This window comes from Amycolatopsis vastitatis (assembly GCF_002234595.1).
GTDB lineage: Bacteria > Actinomycetota > Actinomycetes > Mycobacteriales > Pseudonocardiaceae > Amycolatopsis > Amycolatopsis vastitatis.
The window spans coordinates 49,899-67,746 of sequence record NZ_NMUL01000022.1; the positions used below are offsets into that span (position 1 = coordinate 49,899).

Here is a 17,848-nt window from a genome sequence, read left to right on the forward strand (position 1 = left end):
GGTTCACCGTTCCTCCGATGGTCGCCCACGACACCGTGCCCGGAAGTTCCCACTGCCCTGGGACTTCCGGTCAGGCGGGCGAGGATACCTCACGTCCCGCAATTCCCCGTCATCCCTGCCGAGTCCGAAACAATGACCACTACCAAGTGTCATTCGGACATGGCGCACCGCATTTTCCGTCAATCGATCACTGGGGACGGTTAAATCCGCGTGATCCTTTTCCCGCGGTGATACCTGCGTCTTTTCGTGGGCATTCGCCGAACGGCCTTCTCCGGTGGCAGTCACCCGTGTATGGGCACGGCAGGCGCCGGCGTTAGAGTCGGGTGATCGGCACAGGAAGGACGGTTCGTGAGCGCCAGGCGCATCCCCGTGGTCCTCGTCGCCGGGTTCCTCGGCGCGGGCAAGACGACTCTGCTCAACCACCTGCTCGCCAACCGCGAGGGCGCCCGGGTCGGCGTCGTGGTGAACGACTTCGGCCAGGTCAACGTCGACGCGCTCGCCGTCGCCGGCCAGGTCGACACGATGGTCTCGCTCGGCAATGGATGCCTTTGCTGTGCCGTGGACGCCAGCGGACTGGACGCGATGCTCGGACGGCTGTCGAGCGCCGAGGCGGGCATCGACGTCATCGTCGTCGAGGCCAGCGGCATCGCCGAGCCCCGCGACCTGATCCGGCTGATGATCGCGAGCGAAAACCCGGACATCCGCTACGGCGGGCTGGCCGAGGTCGTGGACGCGGCCGAGTTCGAGGTCTCCCGCGAGCGCCACCCCGAACTGGCCGGCCACCTCCGGCTGGCCGACCTCGTGGTGCTGAACAAGGCCGACCGGGTACCGGCCGAGGCGCTGGCCAAGCTGACCGCGACCGTCGAAGAGCTGGCCCTGGGCTGCCCGCTGCTGGTCACCTCGCACGGGCGCGTCGATCCCCGGCTGTTCTTCGACCCCGAACCCCGCGGCGAGCGGGCCGGTCAGCTGTCCTTCGACGACCTGCGCGAGGACGACGACCACTCGGACCACCTGCACGCGGAGTACCAGACGGTCACCTTCACCGCCGATACCCCGCTCGCCCCGCGCGCCTTCGTCGAGTTCCTCGAGCGCCGGCCGCCCGGGCTCTACCGCATGAAGGGCCAGGCCGACTTCGGCGCCGGATCGCGCTTCCACCTGCACACCGTCGGCGGGTTCGTGCAGCTCGAACGGTCGGCTTGGCCGTCGCGGGCGCCCCGGCGGACGGAACTGGTCCTGATCGGCACCGGGATCGACACCGGCGCCGTCCTCACCGAGCTGGAAGGGTGCGTCGCGCCCGACCCGTCGGTGGTCGACGAGCGCGGCCTGCTGCACATCCTCCGCTACCTGCCCGACGAGGCCTGAGGCGCGCCGCCACGCCGAAGATCGGCAAATGCTCCCGGGTTCCGTCGGCCGCGACGGACACTGACCGCCATGACGACCACCGCGGTGAGCGCACCACGCTGGTACCTGGTCGGCGTGCTGCCCGAAGACGTCCCGCTGGCCCACCTGATGACCCGCTCCGGCGACCTCCGCTACCGGCGTTCGGCGTGTGGCGCACGGGAGTCCCGCAGCTGGAAGCCTCTCGATTTGGCGACATCCGAGGTGACGCCGTGCCCGGCGTGCGTCGCGACGCTGTCCGGCGTCGGCGAGGACCGCGGCCAGCTCGCCCTCGATCTGCCGGTCTAGCCGGTCCAGCCGGTCAAGGTCGCCGCGAGCCGCTTCGCGGTGACGAACGGCCTTGTGCTCCGGTCGACCACCGACCTGACCGCGGCCCCCTCGAGCAGCAGCATCAGCTCGTCCGCCAGTGCGTCGGCGCGGCCGGGCATCACGCGTTCGAGCTGCGCCTGCAGGTAGCCGCGCAGCGCGGTCTTGTGGTGGCGGACGACCTCGCGGACCGGATCGGCGGGGTCGGGGAACTCCGACGTCGCGTTCAGGAACGCGCAGCCGCGGTAGCCGTCGCGGGACAGCCAGGTTTCATACGCGTCGAACACCGCCAGCACCCGTTCCCGCGGTTCGGTGTGCGCGGCGGTGATCCGGTCGATCTCCGCCTGCCACCGCCGGTCCCGCTCCCGCAGGTACGCGACGACCAGGCCGCTCTTGGAGCCGAAGTTGCCGTAGAGGGCGGCTTTGGTGACGCCCGCTTCGGCCGCCACCGTGTCGACGCCGACGGCGTGGATGCCGTCGCGGTAGAACAGCGTCGACGCGGCCTTCAGCACCTTCGCTCCGGCATCACCGGGACGCGTGCGGCCCACGGGCCCTCCAGACAAGTCGGTATCAGCGTTCACCTGCGATGACTCTATCATCGCTTGACACCATACAGACCTGTCTGTTCAGTGGATGGCATGGTGAGCGGAACGGAGGAGAAGACGACGGGGTGGTGGTCCGTCGCCGCGGCGGGCGCGGGCGTGATCGCCCTTTGCTACGGCTTCGCGCGCTACGCGTACGGGCTGTTCGTGCCCCGGTTCAGCGAGACGTTCGGGCTCACGACCACCGGCGTCGGCGTCCTCGGCGGCCTGTCCACGGCGGGCTACGGCCTCGGGTTGCTGGTGTCCCCGGCCACGTCCCGCCGGTCCGCCCGCCGCACGGTCATCCTGGCCGGAGCGTCGGCCACGCTCGGGCTCGCGCTCATGGCGGCGGCCGCGGGCGTCGTGGTGTTCGGGGCCGGGATCGTCCTCGCGGGCACCGGCGCGGGCCTCGTCTCGCCCGGGGTCGCCCAGCTGATCGGCGAGACGGTCGGCCCGCGCGCCCGGGCCGGGGCGCAGACCTGGGCCAACACCGGCACCGGGCTCGGGCTGGCCGCGTCGGCGTTCACTCCCCTGCTGGCGTTCGGCTGGCCCGCGATCTGGTGGACGTTCGCCGTCCTCGGCGTCGGGGTGACTCTGCTCGCCTGGCGGACGCTGCCCCGGCCACCCGCTTCCGCCGAGGTCCCGGCGGCTTCCGGTCGCGGCCACACGCCGGTTCCGCTCGTGGTCAACTCCGTCCTCATCGGAGTGACGAGCGCGCCGTACTGGACGTTTTCCAGCTCGCGGCTCGCCGAAGCCGGTCTCGGCCCGGTGGCCGCGACCTGGTGCTGGGCCACGATCGGCGTGGCCGGCCTGTTCGGCGGCCTGGCCGGGCGCGCGGCCGGGCGGGCGGGGCTGCGGACGGTCAACCTCGCCACCTGGACGCTGGCCGCGGCCGGTATCGCGCTGCTGGCCCTGCCCTGCCCGGGGGTGGCCGGGGCCTTGCTCTCCAGCGCGCTGTTCGGCAGCACCTACATGGCGTTGACCGGGCTCTGCATCCTCTGGGCCGCCCGGGTGTTCCCGGACCGGCCCGCGCGGGGCGTCACCTGGTCGTTCGCCGGGCTCGGCGCCGGCCAGACCGTGGCCTCACCGCTGGCCGGCGCGGCGGCCGCGGGGATCGGGTCCGCGGCGGTGTTCGGGCTGGCCGCGCTGGTGGCACTCACGGCGTGGAGCCAGCTCCACCACCGCTTCGGGCCGCCGTCGGAGTGATCCCGTCACTCCTTCTTCGCGCGGCTCGGCGCGACGCGCGGCGGCTCGTTCGGCATCTTCGGGTAGACCGGTGGCCACGGCGCGTCCATGAGCCCGTTCGCCATGTCCGCTTCGGACATCTCGAGCAGCGGCTCGATCGACTGCGGCCGCTCCCCCGCCCCGGCCCACGGATCGCCCCGCTCGGCGACCCGGGCGGGCACCGTGCTCAGCGTGAGCGTGTCGGGCTCGACGGCGTCCAGCTCGTCCCAGCCGATCGGCGTGGAGACCTGGCCGCCGACGCGCGGGCGCACGCACCAGGTGCCGAACACGGTCTTGTGCGGCGCGTTCTGGTTGAAGTCGACGAACACGCGCGAGCCGCGTTCCTCCTTCCACCACTGCGCGGTGATCTTCTCCGGATGCCGGCGTTCCAGCGCGCGGGCCAGCGCGACCGCGGCGGCGCGCACCTGGAAGCTGTCCCAGCGCGGCTCGAGCATCACGTACAGGTGCAGCCCCCGCGAACCCGACGTCTTCAGGTGGCCCTCGATGCCGTGCTCGGCCAGGAACTCCCGGGTCAGCAGCGCGGCCTCGCGCAGCTCGTCGAAGCCGATCCCGGGCGACGGGTCGAGGTCGACGCGCAGCTCGTCGGCGACCTCGGGCGTGTCGGCGAGGTAGGGCCAGACGTGGAAGCCGAGGCAGCCCAGGTTGACCGCCCAGAGGATGTGGGCCAGGTCCTTCGCGACCAGCGCGTCGCTCGTCGTGCCGTTCGGGGTCGTGACGACGGTGGTGGTCAGCCACGGCGGCGTGCCCTTCGGGACGCGTTTCTGGAACCAGTTCTTGCCACCGGCGCCGTCCGGGTAGCGCTCCAGCAGCAGCGGGCGCCCGCCGAGCCGCGCCAGCAGCGGCCCGCTGATCGCCCGGTAGTACTCGACGAGGTCGAGCTTCGTCTCGCCGCGTTCCGGGAAGTAGACCTTGTCCGGGCTGCTGATCTTGACCTCGACGCCGTCGACGTCGAGCAGCACCGCCCCGCTCATCGCGCCTCCCCGAACAGCTTCGCGAGCTCGGCGGGCGGCGCCTCGTCGAGCTGGGCGTACGTGCAGGACTCCGGCGTGCGGTCGGGCCGGAACCGGACCAGCCGCCCGCCGTGGCGGAACCGGCCGCCCTGCAGGTGCTCGTAGCGGACCTCGGCCACCCACTCCGGGCGCAGCGGCTCCCACGACAGGTCCTTCTGCGGCGCCCACCGGCTCATCGCCCCGGGTTTGCGGCCCGGGTCCGGTTCGTACTCGGCCCACGTCCGCCAGGGATGGCCGTCCAGCGCGTTTTCCCGCAGCGGCGCCAGTTCTTCGACCAGCTCGCCGCGCCGCGCCTTCGTGAAGCTGCTCGCGACACCGACGTGGTGGAGCACGCCTTCGTCGTCGAACAGGCCCAGCAGCAGCGAACCGACGCCCACGCCGTCCTTGTGCCACCGGAAGCCGGCGACGACGCAGTCCGCGGTGCGCTCGTGCTTGACCTTCCACATCACGCGTTTGTCCTGCTCGTACGGCTCGTCGGCGGGCTTGGCCATGACGCCGTCGAAGCCCGCGCCCTCGAACCGGGTGAACCAGTCCTCGGCCTGCGCGGGGTCGTCGCTCAGCGGGGTCAGGTGGACGCGCTGCAGCCCTTCGGCCGCGGTGCTCAGGATGCTTTCGAGCTGCTTGCGCCGCTCGCGGAAGGGCACCTCGGTGAGGTCGGTGTCGCCGAGGGCGAGCAGGTCGAAGGCGATGAAGCTGGCCGGGGTCTCCTCGGCCAGCTTGCGCACGCGCGACGCCGCCGGGTGCAGCCGCAGCTGCAACGTCTCGAAGTCGAGCCCGGCCGGCGTGACCAGCACGATCTCGCCGTCCACGACGCACCGCGGCGGCAGCGCGGCGGCCAGCAGCTCCACCAGCTCCGGGAAGTAGCGGGTCAGCGGGCGGTCGTTGCGGGAGCCGAGCTCGATCTCGTCGCCGTCGCGGAACACGACGCAGCGGAAGCCGTCCCACTTCGGCTCGTACAGCAGCCCGGGCGCACGCGGCACGGCGTGCACGGCTTTCGCGAGCATCGGCCGCACCGGCGGCATCACAGGCAGGTCCACCGCGCGAGCTTAAAACACAGGTACGACATTTCTGGACGTGATACACACTCCCTTGTGACCACCGAACGCCCCGCACCGCCGCTGACCGGCGGCGAGCGCGAAATGCTGCGTACCTTCCTCGACTTCCACCGCGCCACCCTCGCGATGAAGTGCGACGGACTGTCCGACGAGGACCTCCGCCGTGCGGCCAGCCCGCCGTCCACGCTTTCGCTGCTCGGCCTGGTCCGGCACATGGCCGAGGTCGAGCGCACCTGGTTCCGGCGGGTGATCGGCGCCGAAGACGTCCCGCTCGTGTGGTCGGACGAGGGCGACTACCAGGCCGCCTACGACGCGAGCGCGTCGACGCGTTCGGAAGCCTTCGCGGCGTGGCAGGCCGAGGTCGAGCAGTCCCGCAAGATCGAAGAAGCGGCCGAGTCCCTCGACGTCACCGGGTACCAGCCGCGCTGGGGCGAGGACGTCTCGCTGCGGCTGGTGATGCTGCACATGATCCACGAATACGCCCGCCACAACGGCCACGCCGACTTCCTGCGGGAGGCCATCGACGGCGTCACGGGGGCCTGATGGACCCGCTCGCCTGGTTGCGCGACTCCGACCCGGCCCTGCGCTGGCAGGTGGAGCGCGACCTGGCGGGCGAACCGCCGGAGGTCTGGCGAGCGACGCGAGCGCGGATCGCGACCGAGGGGTTCGGCGCGCGGCTGCTGGCACGGCAGGACCCCGACGGCCGGTGGGCGGGCGGCGCGTTCTTCCCGGCGGGCTTCCACGGCGACGAGCCCCAGCCCTGGACGGCGACCACGTGGTCCCTGAACGCCCTGCGCGAATGGGGTCTCGACGCCTCCGTGCTGCGCGGCACCGCCGAACTGCTCGCCCGCAACTGCCGCTGGGAGTACGACGACCTGCCCTACTGGGACGGCGAGGTCGACTGCTGCATCAACGCCTGGACCCTGGCCAACGGGGTGTGGCTCGGCACGGACGTCACGGGCATCGCCGAGTGGTTCGCCGCGCACCAGCTGCCCGACGGCGGCTGGAACTGCGAGTGGGTCGAGGGCGCCACGCGCTCGTCGGTCCACTCGACGCTCAACTCGCTCAAGGGCCTGCTCGCGTACGAGCAGGCGACGGGCGGGACTCCGGCTTCACGTGCGGCTCGCCGAGCAGGCGAGGAGTACCTGCTGGAGCGCCGGCTGTTCCGCCGCCTTTCCACCGGCGAGCCGATCGCGCCGTGGGTGCGCGAGTTCGGCTACCCGTTCCGCTGGCGCTACGACGTGCTCAACGCGGCTTCGTACTTCCGCGACGCCGGCCGTCCGGACGAGCGGATGGCCGAGGCGATCGCCCTGATCCGCGAAGCACGGCAGCCGGACGGGACGTGGCTGCAGCAGCGGACGGACTCCGGCCGGGTGTGGTTCGAAGTGGACGTCCCGGCCGGGCAGCCGTCGAAGTGGCTGACGCTGTTCGCCACCCGGGTCCTGACCTGGTGGGACGCCCGCTAAAGTTCGGCCAGCAGGAGGCCGCTGCGCGGCTTCGGCGTGAAGTAGGTGGCCTTCCGCGGCATCCGGCGCCCCGCCGCGTGCACCGCGAGGACGTCGGAATACCGCACCGGCGCCAGCATCACCACGGCGTCCGCGTCCGGCGGCAGCGGCCGCCCCGCCGGGAGCGGCTGGACGCAGGGCCCGTCGGGGTCGACGCCGAGCGCGTCGGCGAACAGGACCCGTTCGACGACCTCGTGGTCGATCACCGGCCACGGCCGGTCCTGCTCCGGCAGCGGCACCCGCAGCACGGCCGGGCCTGCTCGCACGACGACCTCGCCGGTGACCGGCACGGCCTGCTCGTCGTACCGGACGTCCAGCCCGGCCGCGCACCACCGCGAGACCAGGTCTTCCGGACCGAGGCCGGTGCCGGTGAGGACCCGGTGGATGGCGCCGATCCGCAGCCGCGGCCCCGCGGTGACCAGGGCCAGCAGCGCGCCGTGCCCGGCCGCCGCGGCCGCGGCCACCCGGTGGTTGCCATCGGCGACCAGCAGGTCCGCGCCGGCGACCGCGGCCAGCAGCCGGCTCTGCAGCGGCCCGGCGGGCACCACCCACAGGTCGTGACGGCGGCCCGCCGCGTCCGAAGTGGACAGATCGGGCAGGCCGAGGGCGGCGCAGGCCTGCTCCACCTGCTCGGTCAGCGGCTCGCCGCCGGACGCCGGGACCAGCATCGCCGCGCTGGTCGCGCAGCCGAGCCCGGCGAGCACCGCGGCCCGTTCGGCCACGACGTCGGGGTACACGTCCTCGGTGTGGCGGACCCGCGCGGCGCCGTCGTCGGTCACCGCCGCCGGGTCGACCAGGCAGAGCAGGCCCAGCGCCACGCCGTCCGGCCCTTCGATCCGGTAGGGCGCGACGACTTCGCGCACCGGCCGGTAGAACCGCTTGCGGAGCCGTTCGAGCACGGCGCGGGCGACCGGGACGGCGGCGGTCAGGTCGAGCCCGCGGGCCAGGGCCGCGGGTGTGCGGGCGGGGTGCTGCACCGCCAGGAGGCTGTCCGCGGCACCGGGCGCGGCCAGCGCGGCGATCACCCGGTCGGGCTCGGCGAACTCGTCGACGTCGGGGCCTGGGACCGCTTCGCGGACCACCCAGCCCCGCCCGATCGGCCGGATCCAGTCGTTCATCCTGACCATCTTGCGCGATGGCGACCGGGACGGGAATTCGCCGGGACCCGGAATGCTTAGGGCGGCAAAGCAGTTGACTCCGGTCATGACCGTCCCGAGCAGCACGCCACCGATGCCGGCCCCCACCGCGACCAGGGGAGTCGGTTTCCGGTCCGACCGCGGCCCGGTCCTGATCGCGGTCATGCTCAGCACCGGGCTGGTGGCGCTGGACAGCACGATCATCGCGACCGCCGTCCCGTCGGTGGTGCGCGACCTCGGGGGGTTCTCGCAGTTCCCGTGGCTGTTCTCGATCTACCTGCTCACCCAGGCGGTCACCGTGCCGCTCTACGGCAAGTTCGCCGACGTGCTGGGCCGCCGCCCGGTGATGTTCTTCGGGATCGCGGCGTTCCTGGTCGGCTCGGTGCTGTGCGGCGCCGCGTGGAGCATGCCGGTGCTGATCGCCGCCCGCGCGGTCCAGGGCATCGGGGCGGGGGCGATCCAGCCGATGGCGATGACGGTGATCGGCGACCTGTACACGGTGGAGGAACGGGCCAGGGTGCAGGGTTACGTGGCCGGCGTCTGGGCCGCGGCCTCCGTGGTCGGCCCGACGCTCGGCGGGCTGTTCGCGGAGTACCTGGACTGGCGGTGGATCTTCTTCATCAACCTGCCGCTCGGCGCGATCGCCGCGCTGATGCTGTACCGCAACTTCGCCGAGCGGGTGGAACGCAAGCCGCACAAGGTCGACTACCTGGGCGCGGCGCTGCTCACCCTCGGCTGCTCGCTGGTGATCCTGGGCCTGCTCGAAGGTGGCGTCGCGTGGGGCTGGGGTTCGCTGCCGAGCGTGGCGATCTTCGTCGCGGGCGCGGCCCTGCTGGTGACGTTCGTACTGGTGGAGAAGCGCGCGGCCGAGCCGGTGCTGCCGCTGTGGGTGTTCACCCGCCGGGTGCTGGTGGGCGGCAACCTGGTGGCGGTGGTGGTCGGCGCGATCCTGATGGGCCTGACTTCGTACCTGCCGACGTACGCCCAGGGCGTGCTGGGCGCGGGCGCGCTGGTGGCCGGGTTCGCGGTGGCGGCGCTGACGGTCGGCTGGCCGGTCTCGGCCTCTCTGGCGGGGAAGATCTACCTGCGCATCGGCTTCCGCGACACGGCACTGATCGGCAGCGTGTTCATCATCGCGGGCGGCGTCCTCGTGGCGCTGCTCGGCCCCGGATCGTCGATCTGGTCGGCGGCGCTCGCGGCGTTCGTCCTCGGGCTGGGCCTCGGCCTGGCGGCGAGCCCGACCCTGGTGGCGATCCAGTCGGTGGTGGGCTGGGACCGCCGCGGCGTGGTGACGGCGACGAACCTCTTCAGCCGCTCCCTGGGAAGCGCGGTCGGCGCGGCGGTGTTCGGCGCGATCGCCAACGCGACGCTGGCGTCGCGGTTCGCTTCGCCGCCGGCGGAGGTGGCGGGCCACCTGCCGCCGTCGGTGGACGCGACGAGCCTGGTGCTGGGCGGCCACGCGGACGACTCGCCGGTCACGACGTTCGTCCGGGGAGCCCTGGCGGACGCGACGCACTACGTCTTCGTGGGGCTGCTGGCGGTGGCGGTGCTGTCGGTGGGGGCGCTGCTGCTGATGCCGAGGAAGACCGCGCAGCTGGAGTTCTAGTTCTGCAGCGGCAGCAGCTCTGCCTGGAAGTTCTCCAGGAAACCCTCGAAATCCCCGTGCCCCGGCCGGATCACGAACTTCGACAGCCCGGCTTCGATGTGCTGCTCCACCAGCCGCCGCGCCTCCGGCCAGCTCGTCGCCACGAGGTCTTCGACCGGCACTCCGGGCCGTCGGCGAGCAGCCACGGCGGCCAGTTCGTCCGGGATCCCCTTGTCCGCCACCGCCAGGCTGAGCCCGAAGTGGTCCTCCTCGATCTCACGGCCCGCCTCCGCCGCGGCTTCCTGGATGGCGACGCGGGCGGCACGCGCTTCGGACGGCGTGTGGAAGCTGCCCAGCCAGCCGTCCGCCAGGCGGCCCGCGCGGCGCAGGGCCGCCGGGGCCGTTCCGCCCAGCCAGACGTCGAGGCGCTTCGCGGGACGCGGTCCCAGCGAAACTCCGGAAACCTGGAAGAACTCGCCGTCGAAGGACACCTCATCCTCCTCCAGCAGCCGTCGCAGCAGGGTCAGGGATTCGTCGAAGACCGCCGCGCGGCGGCCCGGCGGTACCGGGAACAGGTCGTTTTCCGCCGGGCGGGCCGGGCGGAGGCCGAACACCGGCAGTACCCGCTTCGGCGCGAGGCCGGCCAGCGTGCGCAGCTGCTTGGCCACCAGCACCGGGTGCCGTCCGGGGAGGATCGCGACGCCGGTGCCGACCTTCAGCCGCGACGTCCGCGCCAGCGCGTGCGCCATGCCGATCATCGGGTCGACTTCGGGTGAGTAGACCAGCTCGGACAACCACAGCGAGTCGACGCCCGCCTGCTCCAGCCGCTCCGCTAGCCCGGCGAACCCGGCCGGCCCGGTCCCCGGCGCCGGTGCGACGCCCAGCCTGATCTTCAGCACGGTTCCTCCCGGGACGCTCTTCGAAGGGAACGCGCCGGGCGGCCAGGAATTCCTCACGCTGTCGCGTCGATGACCCGGGTCAGCACGGCGTGGAGCGCTTCCAGCTCGGCGACCTCCATGCCGAGTGCCTCGACCACCTTGTACGGGATCTTCTCCGCCTCCGCCCGCAGCGCCCGGCCGGCTCCGGTCAGCTCGACCGTCAGCTGCCGTTCGTCCGACCGGCTCCGGGCTCGGGTGACGTACCCGAGCGCTTCCAGCCGCTTCAGCAGCGGTGACAGCGTTGCGGGCTCGTGGCGCAGCGTGACACCGAGATCCTTCACCGACCGCGGCGAACGCTCCCACAGCGCGAGCATCACCAGGTACTGCGGATGCGTCAGCCCGTACGGCTCGAGCAGCGGCCGGTAGATCGCGATCACGCTGCGCGAAGCCACCGACAGGGCGAAACACACCTGCCGGTCCAGCTTCAGGGGGTCTTCACCCAGGTCGATCATGCCGCCAATCCTACTGTGTCGTCGATCGCGCTAATGCTTAGTGCACTAAGCATTAGGGTACTCTCGAAGTCATGGAACGACCTGGAGTGCTCCGCTGGATCGGCTACGCCGTGGGTGTGCGGCTTCCCGAGCGCTACAACGACTGGGTCCGGCACGACGCGACGTCGAAGCACTGGCGCGCCCGGTACGTGCTCCAGCGGTCGGTCGGCATCGTGCCGCTGTGCGCGGTCTGGCTGCTCCTGCCCGGCTCGATCTGGCTGCGGCTCTCGCTGGTCCTCATGGCCGCCCTCGTCGCGTACTTCTACTCCTGCGCGTACATGGAGGAGAGCGTGGAGCACCGGCTCGGCCGGCAGGGCTTCCCGCACAACACCGGACGCCGTCTGCGCGCCGAGGCCGCCGAAGTCAAGAACGCCGAGGCGACCGCGCGCTACGTCGCGCGCTACCGGACGCCGTCGGAGGGTTAGCTAGAGTCGGGCCACGATGAGACGCAAGCTCCGGCCGCCGATCCCACCCCGCCACGGGCTGGAGCCCGCCCGCCTCAAGCTGCCCGCCGAGGGCGAGTGGCCGACTCTGCTCGCACACCTCGTCGACCGGCTGCCCCGGGTGGCGCCGGACCGCATCGAACAGATGCTGCGCGAGGAGCGCATCCACGGCGTCGACGGCCCGCTCGGCGTCGACACGCCGTATGCGCCCGGCTCGTTCATCTGGTTCCACCGCGACCTGCCGGACGAGGTGCCGGTGCCGTTCGGCATCGACGTCGTGCACCGCGACGAGCACCTGCTGGTCGCCGACAAGCCGCACTTCCTGGCCACCATCCCGCGCGGGCAGCACATCCTCGAGACGGCGCTCGTGCGGCTGCGGCGCGACCTCGGCCTGCCGCACCTGTCTCCCGCGCACCGGCTCGACCGCGTCACCGCGGGACTGGTGATGTTCGTGATCACGCCCGAGCTGCGCGGGAAGTACCAGACGCTGTTCCGCGACCGCAAGGTGCACAAGGAGTACGAGGCGATCGCCCCGTACGACCCGGCGCTCGCGCTCCCGCGGACCGTCCGGAGCCGGATCGTCAAGGACCGCGGGGTGCTGGCCGCGCAGGAGGTGCCGGGCGAGCCGAACGCCGAGACCTACGTCGACCTGCTGGAGCACCGCGACGGGCTGGGGCGTTACCGGCTGGTGCCGTCGACCGGCCGGACGCACCAGCTGCGGGTGCACCTGAGCCGCCTCGGCATCCCGATCCTCGGCGACGACTTCTACCCGGTGCTGCGCGAGAAGCCCCTCGGCGACTTCACGAAACCGTTGCAGCTGCTGGCGAAGGTCCTCGATTTCGACGACCCGCTGACCGGGGCGCACCGCCGGTTCGCGAGCGGGCTGAAGCTGTCCGCCTGGGACGATCCGGAAGCCTGGGCGGCGCCCCCGGGGTGAACCGGGGACACCGCCGCGTCCGGCAGGACCCGCCCTGCTGGCCTTCTCAGCAGGAGGGGCGGACACTGCGATGGTGGACAAAGCGGCGGTTCACGACGAGATGGAACAGGCGCGCCAGAGCTTCCACGAGCTGCTCGGCGGGGCCAGCGGAAGCGACCTGCGGCGGCCGACCGCGGGCACGCGGTGGAACAACCGCCAGCTGCTGTTCCACATGCTTCTCGGCTACCTGATCATCCGCGCGTTGTCCTGGCTGGTGCGGATGTTCGACCGCTTGCCCGACGGGGTGAGCCGCGGGTACGCACGGTTGCTGAACGCGGGAACGGCGCCGTTCGACGCGGTCAACTTCGCCGGCTCCTGGCTCGGCGGCACGCTGCTGCCGAGGCGCTGGATGGCGGCGTTGTTCGACCGGACGATCGCGGCCCTGCACCGTCGCCTGGACCGGGAGACCGACGGCGAACTCGCCCGCGGCATGCACTACCCGACCCGGTGGGACCCGTTCTTCCGCGACTACATGACCCTGGCCGACGTGTACCGGTTCCCGACCCGGCACTTCGCCTTCCACCGCGACCAGCTGACCCTGCCCCGAGGCTGAACGCGGGACCGCGGGTCAGGAACAACAACCTTCGGGCTGGGTGGCTTTGTCGACCTCGCCGGTTTCGGCGTCCGGCGTGCAGCAGGCGGCTGGAGTGGCACTGCCGCCGAACGTCCCGGAGTCCGCCTTGACGGTGTAGACCTCCCAGGGCTCCTGGCCGGGGCCGTGCACCCATACCTTGTCCTGCACGGCGTAGCAGCAGGTCGTGTCGTCCTCGGTCGCTGTCTCCAGCCCCGCGCCCGCGAGGCGCTTGCCTGCTTCGCCGACCTGGTCGGTGGACTCGACCTCGACGCCGAGATGGTCCATGACCGTCGCCTGCCCCGGCTCGCCCTCGAGCAGCACGAGCTTGAGCGCGGGGTCGGCGATGGCGAAGTTGGCGTAGCCGGGCCGGAGCTTGGCCGGCTCCGCGCCGAACAGCTTCGAATAGAAGTCGATCGAGCCTTCGAGGTCCCCGACCCGCAAGGCGAGCTGTACGCGTGACATGCCGTCCTCCTTGAATAGACGTTTGTCGAAACAGTGACCGGCTTAGATTGCCCTCTACTTAGAAGTCTGTCAAGATAGACGCATGCCGAAACAGCTGCCGATCGTCGCGATGGACGCCTGCTGCTCCCCGCTCGCCCGTGAACCGTTGCGCGAGGACCAGGCCGCCGAACTGGCCAAGCTGTTCAAGGCGATGGCCGACCCGGTACGCCTGCGGCTGCTGTCGCTGATCGCCTCGCACGCCGGCGGCGAGGCGTGCGTCTGCGACCTCACCGACGCGTTCGACCTGACCGGCCCGACCATCTCCCACCACCTGAAGGTCCTGCGCGAGTCCGGGCTGATCACCGGCGAGCGGCGCGGCACCTGGGTGTACTACCGCGTCCACCCCGAGGTGCTGGCCCGGCTGTCGGCTGTTCTCGTCCCCGGCGGCACCCCGGTTCCGGCGTGACCGGCAGGCGCGCCGGGGTGGTCGGCAAGCTGTCCACCCTGGATCGGTTCCTGCCCGCGTGGATCGCGGCCGCGATGGTCGCCGGCCTGCTCGCCGGCCGGTGGGTCCCCGGCCTGAACACCGCGTTGTCCGCGGTGCGGGCCGGCGGGATCTCGCTGCCGATCGCACTCGGGCTGCTGGTCATGATGTACCCGGTCCTGGCGAAGGTCCGCTACGACCGGCTCGGCGGCGTCACCTCCGATCGGCGGCTGCTGTGGCCGTCGCTGGTGCTGAACTGGCTGGCCGGCCCGGCGCTGATGTTCGGCCTGGCCTGGCTGCTGCTGCCCGACCTGCCGGAGTACCGGACCGGGCTGATCATCGTCGGGCTGGCCCGCTGCATCGCGATGGTGATCATCTGGAACGACCTCGCCTGCGGCGACCGGGAAGCCGCCGCCGTGCTGGTGGCGCTGAACTCGGTGTTCCAGGTGCTCGCGTTCGGCCTGCTGGGCTGGTTCTACTTGTCGGTCCTGCCCGGGTGGCTCGGCCTCCCGCAAGCCGGCCTCACGGTGTCCGGCTGGCGGATCGCCGGGAACGTGCTGATCTTCCTCGGCATCCCGCTGATCGCCGGCTACCTGACCCGCCGGCTCGGCGAACGCGCCAAGGGCCGCGCCTGGTACGAGTCGGAGTTCCTGCCGAAGATCGGCCCGGCCGCGCTGTACGGGCTGCTGTTCACCATCGTGGTGCTCTTCGCCCTGCAGGGCGATCGGATCACCGCCCGGCCGCTGGACGTGCTCCGGATCGCGGTGCCGCTGCTGGTCTACTTCGGACTGATGTGGGCCGGGTCGTTCGCCTTCGGCAAAGCGGTCGGCCTGTCGTACGAGCGCACCACGACACTGGCGTTCACCGCGGCGGGCAACAACTTCGAGCTCGCCATCGCCGTGGCCGTCGCCACGTTCGGCGCGACCAGCGGGCAGGCGCTGGCCGGGGTCGTCGGGCCGTTGATCGAAGTCCCCGTGCTCGTCGCGCTCGTGTACGTATCGCTGGCGCTGCGCCGCCGTTTCACCCCGGCTCCCGTGGAGGTCACCCCGTGAACACCCCCGAAGTCCTGTTCGTCTGTGTCCACAACGCCGGACGGTCCCAGATGGCCGCGGCGCTGCTGGACCACCACGCCGCCGGCCGCGTCACCGTCCGCTCCGCCGGCTCCGCCCCGGCGAGCGAGGTCAACCCGGCCGTCGTCGCGGTGATGGCCGAGCTCGGGATCGACGTCTCCCGGAACTTCCCCCGGCGCCTGACCACCGACGCGGTCGAAGCCGCCGACGTCGTGATCACCATGGGCTGCGGCGACGCCTGCCCGGTCTTCCCCGGCAAGCGCTACCTCGACTGGCAGCTCGACGACCCCGCCGGCCGCCCCGTCGAGCTGGTCCGCCCGATCCGCGACGAGATCGACCGCCGCGTCCGCGACCTGCTCGCCGACCTGGCCCCCGTCACCTCTTGAGGCTTCCCTCTTCATCGTTTATCGTCGATGGACGATGAAGGGAGCCGTAGTGCTCGATCGCCACACTGCCGAAACCTACGCGGGCTGGTTCCGCGCGCTGGCCGACCCCACGCGGGTCCAGATCCTCAACCTGCTGGCCTCCACCGGAGCCCCGATGACGGTCGGCCAGATCGTCGAACGGGTCGACGTCGGGCAGTCCACCGTGTCCGCCCACCTGAAGATCCTCACCGAAGCGCGGTTCGTGCTCGCCGAGCCACGCGGCACGTCCCGCCTCTACCAGGTCAACCAGCGCTGCGTGTCCTGCTTCCCGACCGCCGCCGACGTCGTCATGGGCCGCGGAGTCCTGCCCTTCGCCGCCGTCACCTGCGAGACCGCCCGATGAACGCCGACCGCGACGCCGTCCGGGACCGCTACGCCACCGCCGCCCGCCGGGCTCTCGCCGGCGAGGGAACCGGCCTGCTCACCGGAGCCGGGGACGCCGAGCGCCTCGGGGCCGTCCACTACGCCGGTGAAGAGGTCCCTGCCGAGGTGACCGCGACCAGCCTCGGGTGCGGCAACCCGCTTGCCGTCGCGGAGCTGCGCCCCGGCGAGACCGTGCTGGACCTCGGCTCCGGCGGCGGGCTCGACGTCCTGCTCTCGGCCCGCCGGGTCGGGCCCCGAGGCCGCGCCATCGGCCTGGACATGACCGACGACATGCTCAGCCTCGCCCGCCGCCACGCCGAGCAGGCCGGCATCACGAACGCCGAGTTCGTCCACGGCACCATCGAACGGATTCCGCTGCCGGACGCCTCGGTCGACGTCGTCATCTCCAACTGCGTCATCGCGATGTCCCCGGACAAACCGGCCGTGTTCGCCGAGATCGCCCGCGTCCTGCGCCCCGGCGGCCGCCTGGGCATCACCGACATCCTGGCCGGCGACACGCTCACCGACGCCGAACGCGCGGCTCGCACCGTCGAATGCCTCAGCGGTGCGCTCACCGCCGAGGTTTACCGGACGCTGCTGCGCGAGGCCGGGTTCGCCGCCGTCGACGTGAGGCTGACCCACGAGGTCGGCGACAAGCTGCACTCGGCGATCATCCGGGCCACCAGACCGCCCGGCGTCGTCCCGATGACGGCCGCGCACGCCGGGCAGGTCCTGGCCGTCTACCAAGCCGGGCTCGACACCGGGCAGGCCAGTTTCGAAACCACCGCTCCCGACTGGGCCACCTGGGACGCTGCCCACCTGCCGGAACACCGGCTCGTGGCCGTCGGCGCCGCCGGAGACGTGCTCGGCTGGACCGCAGTCACCGCCGTGTCCTCGCGCTGCGTCTACGCCGGAGTCGTCGAGCACAGCGTGTACGTCCATCCCGACGCCCGCGGCCAGGGTGTCGGTAACGCCCTGCTGTCCGGGCTCGTCACCTCGACCGAACACGCGGGCATCTGGACGATCCAGAGCGGCATCTTCCCCGAAAACACCGCGAGCAGAGCACTCCACCGCCGGGCCGGCTTCCGCGAGGTCGGCATCCGTGAGCGGGTCGGACGGCATCACGGCCGGTGGCGTGACGTGGTCATGATCGAACGCCGCAGCTCGGTCGTCGGCGCCGACCCAGCGGCGCCCCCGGCGTGACCCGGGGACGCCGCCGCGGCGTCACTTGTGCCAGAACTTGACCCCGCTCCACTCCACCGTGATCGGCCCCTTGCCGCTCGCGGTGCGGTAGCTGCCGAACTTGTCGTAGTAGCTGCCGCCCGGACTGGACACCGAGTCCTTCTGCGAACCGTTGATGTACACCTTGTGCGTGCTGCCCACCTGGTTGATCGTGTTGACCCGGACGCTCGTGCCCACGGTCGCGCCGGTGGCGATCGTCTCCCCGCCGTGGACGGCGTAGAGGCGGCCGCCCTTCTCCACCGCCAGCAGGAAGAACGGCCCGGCGCTCGAGCCGTCCCGGAACGTCTGCTTCAGGCTGATCCGGGAGCCGCCCATGCTGGTGATCTTGAAGGAGCCTTCGAACTGGTGGGTGCCACCGCTGTAGGTGGTGTAGCGGCGTTCCGCGCGCTGGTCACCACTGCCGGTGGAGCAGGTGAGCTGGAAGGTCAGCCCGGAGATGTGACCACATCCCCGCTGCTGCTCCGAGTAGCCCGGCGAGTCCGAGATCCACGGACCGGTCCCGACCTGGGCGTCCGCTGTCGGGGTGAAGACCGCCAGCCCCGTCACGACCGCCGCGAGCACGCCCGCACCGCGAAGTCTG

At 71.9% G+C, this 17,848-nt stretch carries 22 protein-coding genes; 14 read left to right on the forward strand and 8 right to left on the reverse strand.

Going from position 1 to position 17,848, the window contains the following annotated elements:
- The first annotated feature begins 348 nt into the window (after nt 1-348).
- Entirely contained in the window at nt 349-1,362 is a 1,014-nt protein-coding gene (locus tag CF165_RS22325; RefSeq protein WP_093949492.1) for a CobW family GTP-binding protein, read from the forward strand.
- A gap of 69 nt (nt 1,363-1,431) precedes the next feature.
- Entirely contained in the window at nt 1,432-1,686 is a 255-nt protein-coding gene (locus CF165_RS22330; protein WP_093949493.1) for a hypothetical protein, read from the forward strand.
- Here CF165_RS22330 and CF165_RS22335 read toward each other — a convergent pair.
- The gene (locus CF165_RS22335; RefSeq protein WP_093949494.1) at nt 1,683-2,252 is read right to left on the reverse strand and encodes a TetR/AcrR family transcriptional regulator; all 570 of its coding nucleotides are present in this window, start codon (nt 2,250-2,252) and stop codon (nt 1,683-1,685) included. The two genes, CF165_RS22330 and CF165_RS22335, sit on opposite strands and share 4 nt — an antisense overlap.
- Before the next feature lie 90 nt (nt 2,253-2,342).
- Here CF165_RS22335 and CF165_RS22340 point away from each other — a divergent pair, with 90 nt between their 5' ends.
- Complete coding sequence (locus CF165_RS22340; protein ID WP_093949495.1) at nt 2,343-3,491, forward strand: MFS transporter; 1,149 nt, start codon at nt 2,343-2,345, stop codon at nt 3,489-3,491.
- 5 nt (nt 3,492-3,496) lie between these two features.
- Here CF165_RS22340 and ligD read toward each other — a convergent pair whose 3' ends face one another.
- Both ligD and CF165_RS22350 read right to left on the reverse strand, forming a co-directional pair.
- Nucleotides 3,497-4,501 carry a non-homologous end-joining DNA ligase gene (gene ligD, locus CF165_RS22345; RefSeq protein WP_093949496.1) on the reverse strand — a complete coding sequence of 335 codons (1,005 nt, stop codon included), beginning with the start codon at nt 4,499-4,501 and terminating at the stop codon, nt 3,497-3,499.
- Complete coding sequence (locus CF165_RS22350; protein ID WP_205660938.1) at nt 4,498-5,577, reverse strand: ATP-dependent DNA ligase; 1,080 nt, start codon at nt 5,575-5,577, stop codon at nt 4,498-4,500. Before CF165_RS22350 ends, ligD begins: the two co-directional genes overlap by 4 nt.
- A 54-nt stretch (nt 5,578-5,631) precedes the next feature.
- Between CF165_RS22350 and CF165_RS22355 the strand changes: the two genes are divergently transcribed.
- Both CF165_RS22355 and CF165_RS22360 read left to right on the forward strand, forming a co-directional pair.
- Entirely contained in the window at nt 5,632-6,138 is a 507-nt protein-coding gene (locus tag CF165_RS22355) for a DinB family protein (protein ID WP_093949497.1), read from the forward strand.
- Nucleotides 6,138-7,061, forward strand: coding sequence for a prenyltransferase/squalene oxidase repeat-containing protein (locus CF165_RS22360; RefSeq protein WP_093949498.1), 924 nt, complete (start codon nt 6,138-6,140; stop codon nt 7,059-7,061). The genes CF165_RS22355 and CF165_RS22360 overlap by 1 nt, the downstream gene beginning before the upstream one ends.
- On the opposite strand, the gene CF165_RS22365 is transcribed toward CF165_RS22360, so the two are convergent.
- The gene (locus CF165_RS22365; protein ID WP_093949582.1) at nt 7,058-8,218 is read right to left on the reverse strand and encodes a DUF1015 family protein; all 1,161 of its coding nucleotides are present in this window, start codon (nt 8,216-8,218) and stop codon (nt 7,058-7,060) included. The two genes, CF165_RS22360 and CF165_RS22365, sit on opposite strands and share 4 nt — an antisense overlap.
- 112 nt (nt 8,219-8,330) lie before the next feature.
- Here CF165_RS22365 and CF165_RS22370 point away from each other — a divergent pair, with 112 nt between their 5' ends.
- Nucleotides 8,331-9,842 (forward strand): MDR family MFS transporter, encoded by a 1,512-nt coding sequence (locus CF165_RS22370; protein ID WP_093949583.1) that lies wholly within the window; start codon nt 8,331-8,333, stop codon nt 9,840-9,842.
- Here CF165_RS22370 and CF165_RS22375 read toward each other — a convergent pair.
- Nucleotides 9,839-10,720 (reverse strand): TIGR03854 family LLM class F420-dependent oxidoreductase, encoded by an 882-nt coding sequence (locus CF165_RS22375; protein ID WP_093949499.1) that lies wholly within the window; start codon nt 10,718-10,720, stop codon nt 9,839-9,841. The two genes, CF165_RS22370 and CF165_RS22375, sit on opposite strands and share 4 nt — an antisense overlap.
- 53 nt (nt 10,721-10,773) lie before the next feature.
- Nucleotides 10,774-11,211 (reverse strand): MarR family winged helix-turn-helix transcriptional regulator, encoded by a 438-nt coding sequence (locus tag CF165_RS22380; protein ID WP_093949500.1) that lies wholly within the window; start codon nt 11,209-11,211, stop codon nt 10,774-10,776.
- An 86-nt stretch (nt 11,212-11,297) separates the two neighbouring features.
- Here CF165_RS22380 and CF165_RS22385 point away from each other — a divergent pair, with 86 nt between their 5' ends.
- From CF165_RS22385 to CF165_RS22395, 3 genes are all read left to right on the forward strand, one after another.
- Entirely contained in the window at nt 11,298-11,675 is a 378-nt protein-coding gene (locus CF165_RS22385; RefSeq protein ID WP_093949501.1) for a DUF5313 domain-containing protein, read from the forward strand.
- Nucleotides 11,676-11,691: 16 nt separating this feature from the next.
- A complete protein-coding gene (locus tag CF165_RS22390; protein ID WP_093949502.1) occupies nt 11,692-12,630 on the forward strand; it encodes an RluA family pseudouridine synthase in 939 nt (312 codons plus the stop codon).
- A gap of 70 nt (nt 12,631-12,700) precedes the next feature.
- A complete protein-coding gene (locus CF165_RS22395) occupies nt 12,701-13,222 on the forward strand; it encodes a DinB family protein (RefSeq protein WP_338023427.1) in 522 nt (173 codons plus the stop codon).
- A 15-nt stretch (nt 13,223-13,237) separates the two neighbouring features.
- On the opposite strand, the gene CF165_RS22400 is transcribed toward CF165_RS22395, so the two are convergent.
- Nucleotides 13,238-13,705, reverse strand: coding sequence for an ArsI/CadI family heavy metal resistance metalloenzyme (locus CF165_RS22400; protein ID WP_093949503.1), 468 nt, complete (start codon nt 13,703-13,705; stop codon nt 13,238-13,240).
- An 82-nt stretch (nt 13,706-13,787) separates the two neighbouring features.
- On the opposite strand from CF165_RS22400, the gene CF165_RS22405 reads away from it, so the two are divergent.
- Genes CF165_RS22405 through CF165_RS52750 form a run of 5 tightly spaced genes read left to right on the forward strand, consistent with a single transcriptional unit; the run spans nt 13,788 to nt 17,229 of the window.
- Nucleotides 13,788-14,150 (forward strand): ArsR/SmtB family transcription factor, encoded by a 363-nt coding sequence (locus CF165_RS22405; protein WP_093949504.1) that lies wholly within the window; start codon nt 13,788-13,790, stop codon nt 14,148-14,150.
- Entirely contained in the window at nt 14,147-15,220 is a 1,074-nt protein-coding gene (gene arsB, locus CF165_RS22410) for an ACR3 family arsenite efflux transporter (protein ID WP_093949505.1), read from the forward strand. The genes CF165_RS22405 and arsB overlap by 4 nt, the downstream gene beginning before the upstream one ends.
- Nucleotides 15,217-15,624 carry an arsenate reductase ArsC gene (locus CF165_RS22415; protein WP_093949506.1) on the forward strand — a complete coding sequence of 136 codons (408 nt, stop codon included), beginning with the start codon at nt 15,217-15,219 and terminating at the stop codon, nt 15,622-15,624. Before arsB ends, CF165_RS22415 begins: the two co-directional genes overlap by 4 nt.
- Nucleotides 15,625-15,673: 49 nt before the next feature.
- Nucleotides 15,674-16,006, forward strand: coding sequence for an ArsR/SmtB family transcription factor (locus CF165_RS22420; protein WP_093949507.1), 333 nt, complete (start codon nt 15,674-15,676; stop codon nt 16,004-16,006).
- Nucleotides 16,003-17,229, forward strand: a complete 1,227-nt coding sequence (locus tag CF165_RS52750; RefSeq protein ID WP_093949508.1) for a GNAT family N-acetyltransferase — start codon at nt 16,003-16,005, stop codon at nt 17,227-17,229. Before CF165_RS22420 ends, CF165_RS52750 begins: the two co-directional genes overlap by 4 nt.
- Before the next feature lie 21 nt (nt 17,230-17,250).
- Here CF165_RS52750 and CF165_RS22430 read toward each other — a convergent pair whose 3' ends face one another.
- Nucleotides 17,251-17,829 carry a polysaccharide lyase family 7 protein gene (locus tag CF165_RS22430; RefSeq protein ID WP_167441543.1) on the reverse strand — a complete coding sequence of 193 codons (579 nt, stop codon included), beginning with the start codon at nt 17,827-17,829 and terminating at the stop codon, nt 17,251-17,253.
- Nucleotides 17,830-17,848 lie beyond the last annotated feature (19 nt).

What these genes read in the sequence shown, in the direction of transcription:
- CF165_RS22330 (WP_093949493.1), top strand. Translation starts at nt 1,432, where the DNA reads ATGACGACCACCGCGGTGAGCGCACCACGCTGGTACCTGGTCGGCGTG.
- CF165_RS22340 (WP_093949495.1), top strand. Translation starts at nt 2,343, where the DNA reads ATGGTGAGCGGAACGGAGGAGAAGACGACGGGGTGGTGGTCCGTCGCC.
- ligD (WP_093949496.1), bottom strand. Translation starts at nt 4,501, where the DNA reads ATGAGCGGGGCGGTGCTGCTCGACGTCGACGGCGTCGAGGTCAAGATC.
- CF165_RS22360 (WP_093949498.1), top strand. Translation starts at nt 6,138, where the DNA reads ATGGACCCGCTCGCCTGGTTGCGCGACTCCGACCCGGCCCTGCGCTGG.
- CF165_RS22365 (WP_093949582.1), bottom strand. Translation starts at nt 8,218, where the DNA reads ATGAACGACTGGATCCGGCCGATCGGGCGGGGCTGGGTGGTCCGCGAA.
- CF165_RS22370 (WP_093949583.1), top strand. Translation starts at nt 8,331, where the DNA reads ATGCCGGCCCCCACCGCGACCAGGGGAGTCGGTTTCCGGTCCGACCGC.
- CF165_RS22380 (WP_093949500.1), bottom strand. Translation starts at nt 11,211, where the DNA reads ATGATCGACCTGGGTGAAGACCCCCTGAAGCTGGACCGGCAGGTGTGT.
- CF165_RS22390 (WP_093949502.1), top strand. Translation starts at nt 11,692, where the DNA reads ATGAGACGCAAGCTCCGGCCGCCGATCCCACCCCGCCACGGGCTGGAG.
- CF165_RS22395 (WP_338023427.1), top strand. Translation starts at nt 12,701, where the DNA reads ATGGTGGACAAAGCGGCGGTTCACGACGAGATGGAACAGGCGCGCCAG.
- CF165_RS22400 (WP_093949503.1), bottom strand. Translation starts at nt 13,705, where the DNA reads ATGTCACGCGTACAGCTCGCCTTGCGGGTCGGGGACCTCGAAGGCTCG.
- CF165_RS22405 (WP_093949504.1), top strand. Translation starts at nt 13,788, where the DNA reads ATGCCGAAACAGCTGCCGATCGTCGCGATGGACGCCTGCTGCTCCCCG.
- CF165_RS52750 (WP_093949508.1), top strand. Translation starts at nt 16,003, where the DNA reads ATGAACGCCGACCGCGACGCCGTCCGGGACCGCTACGCCACCGCCGCC.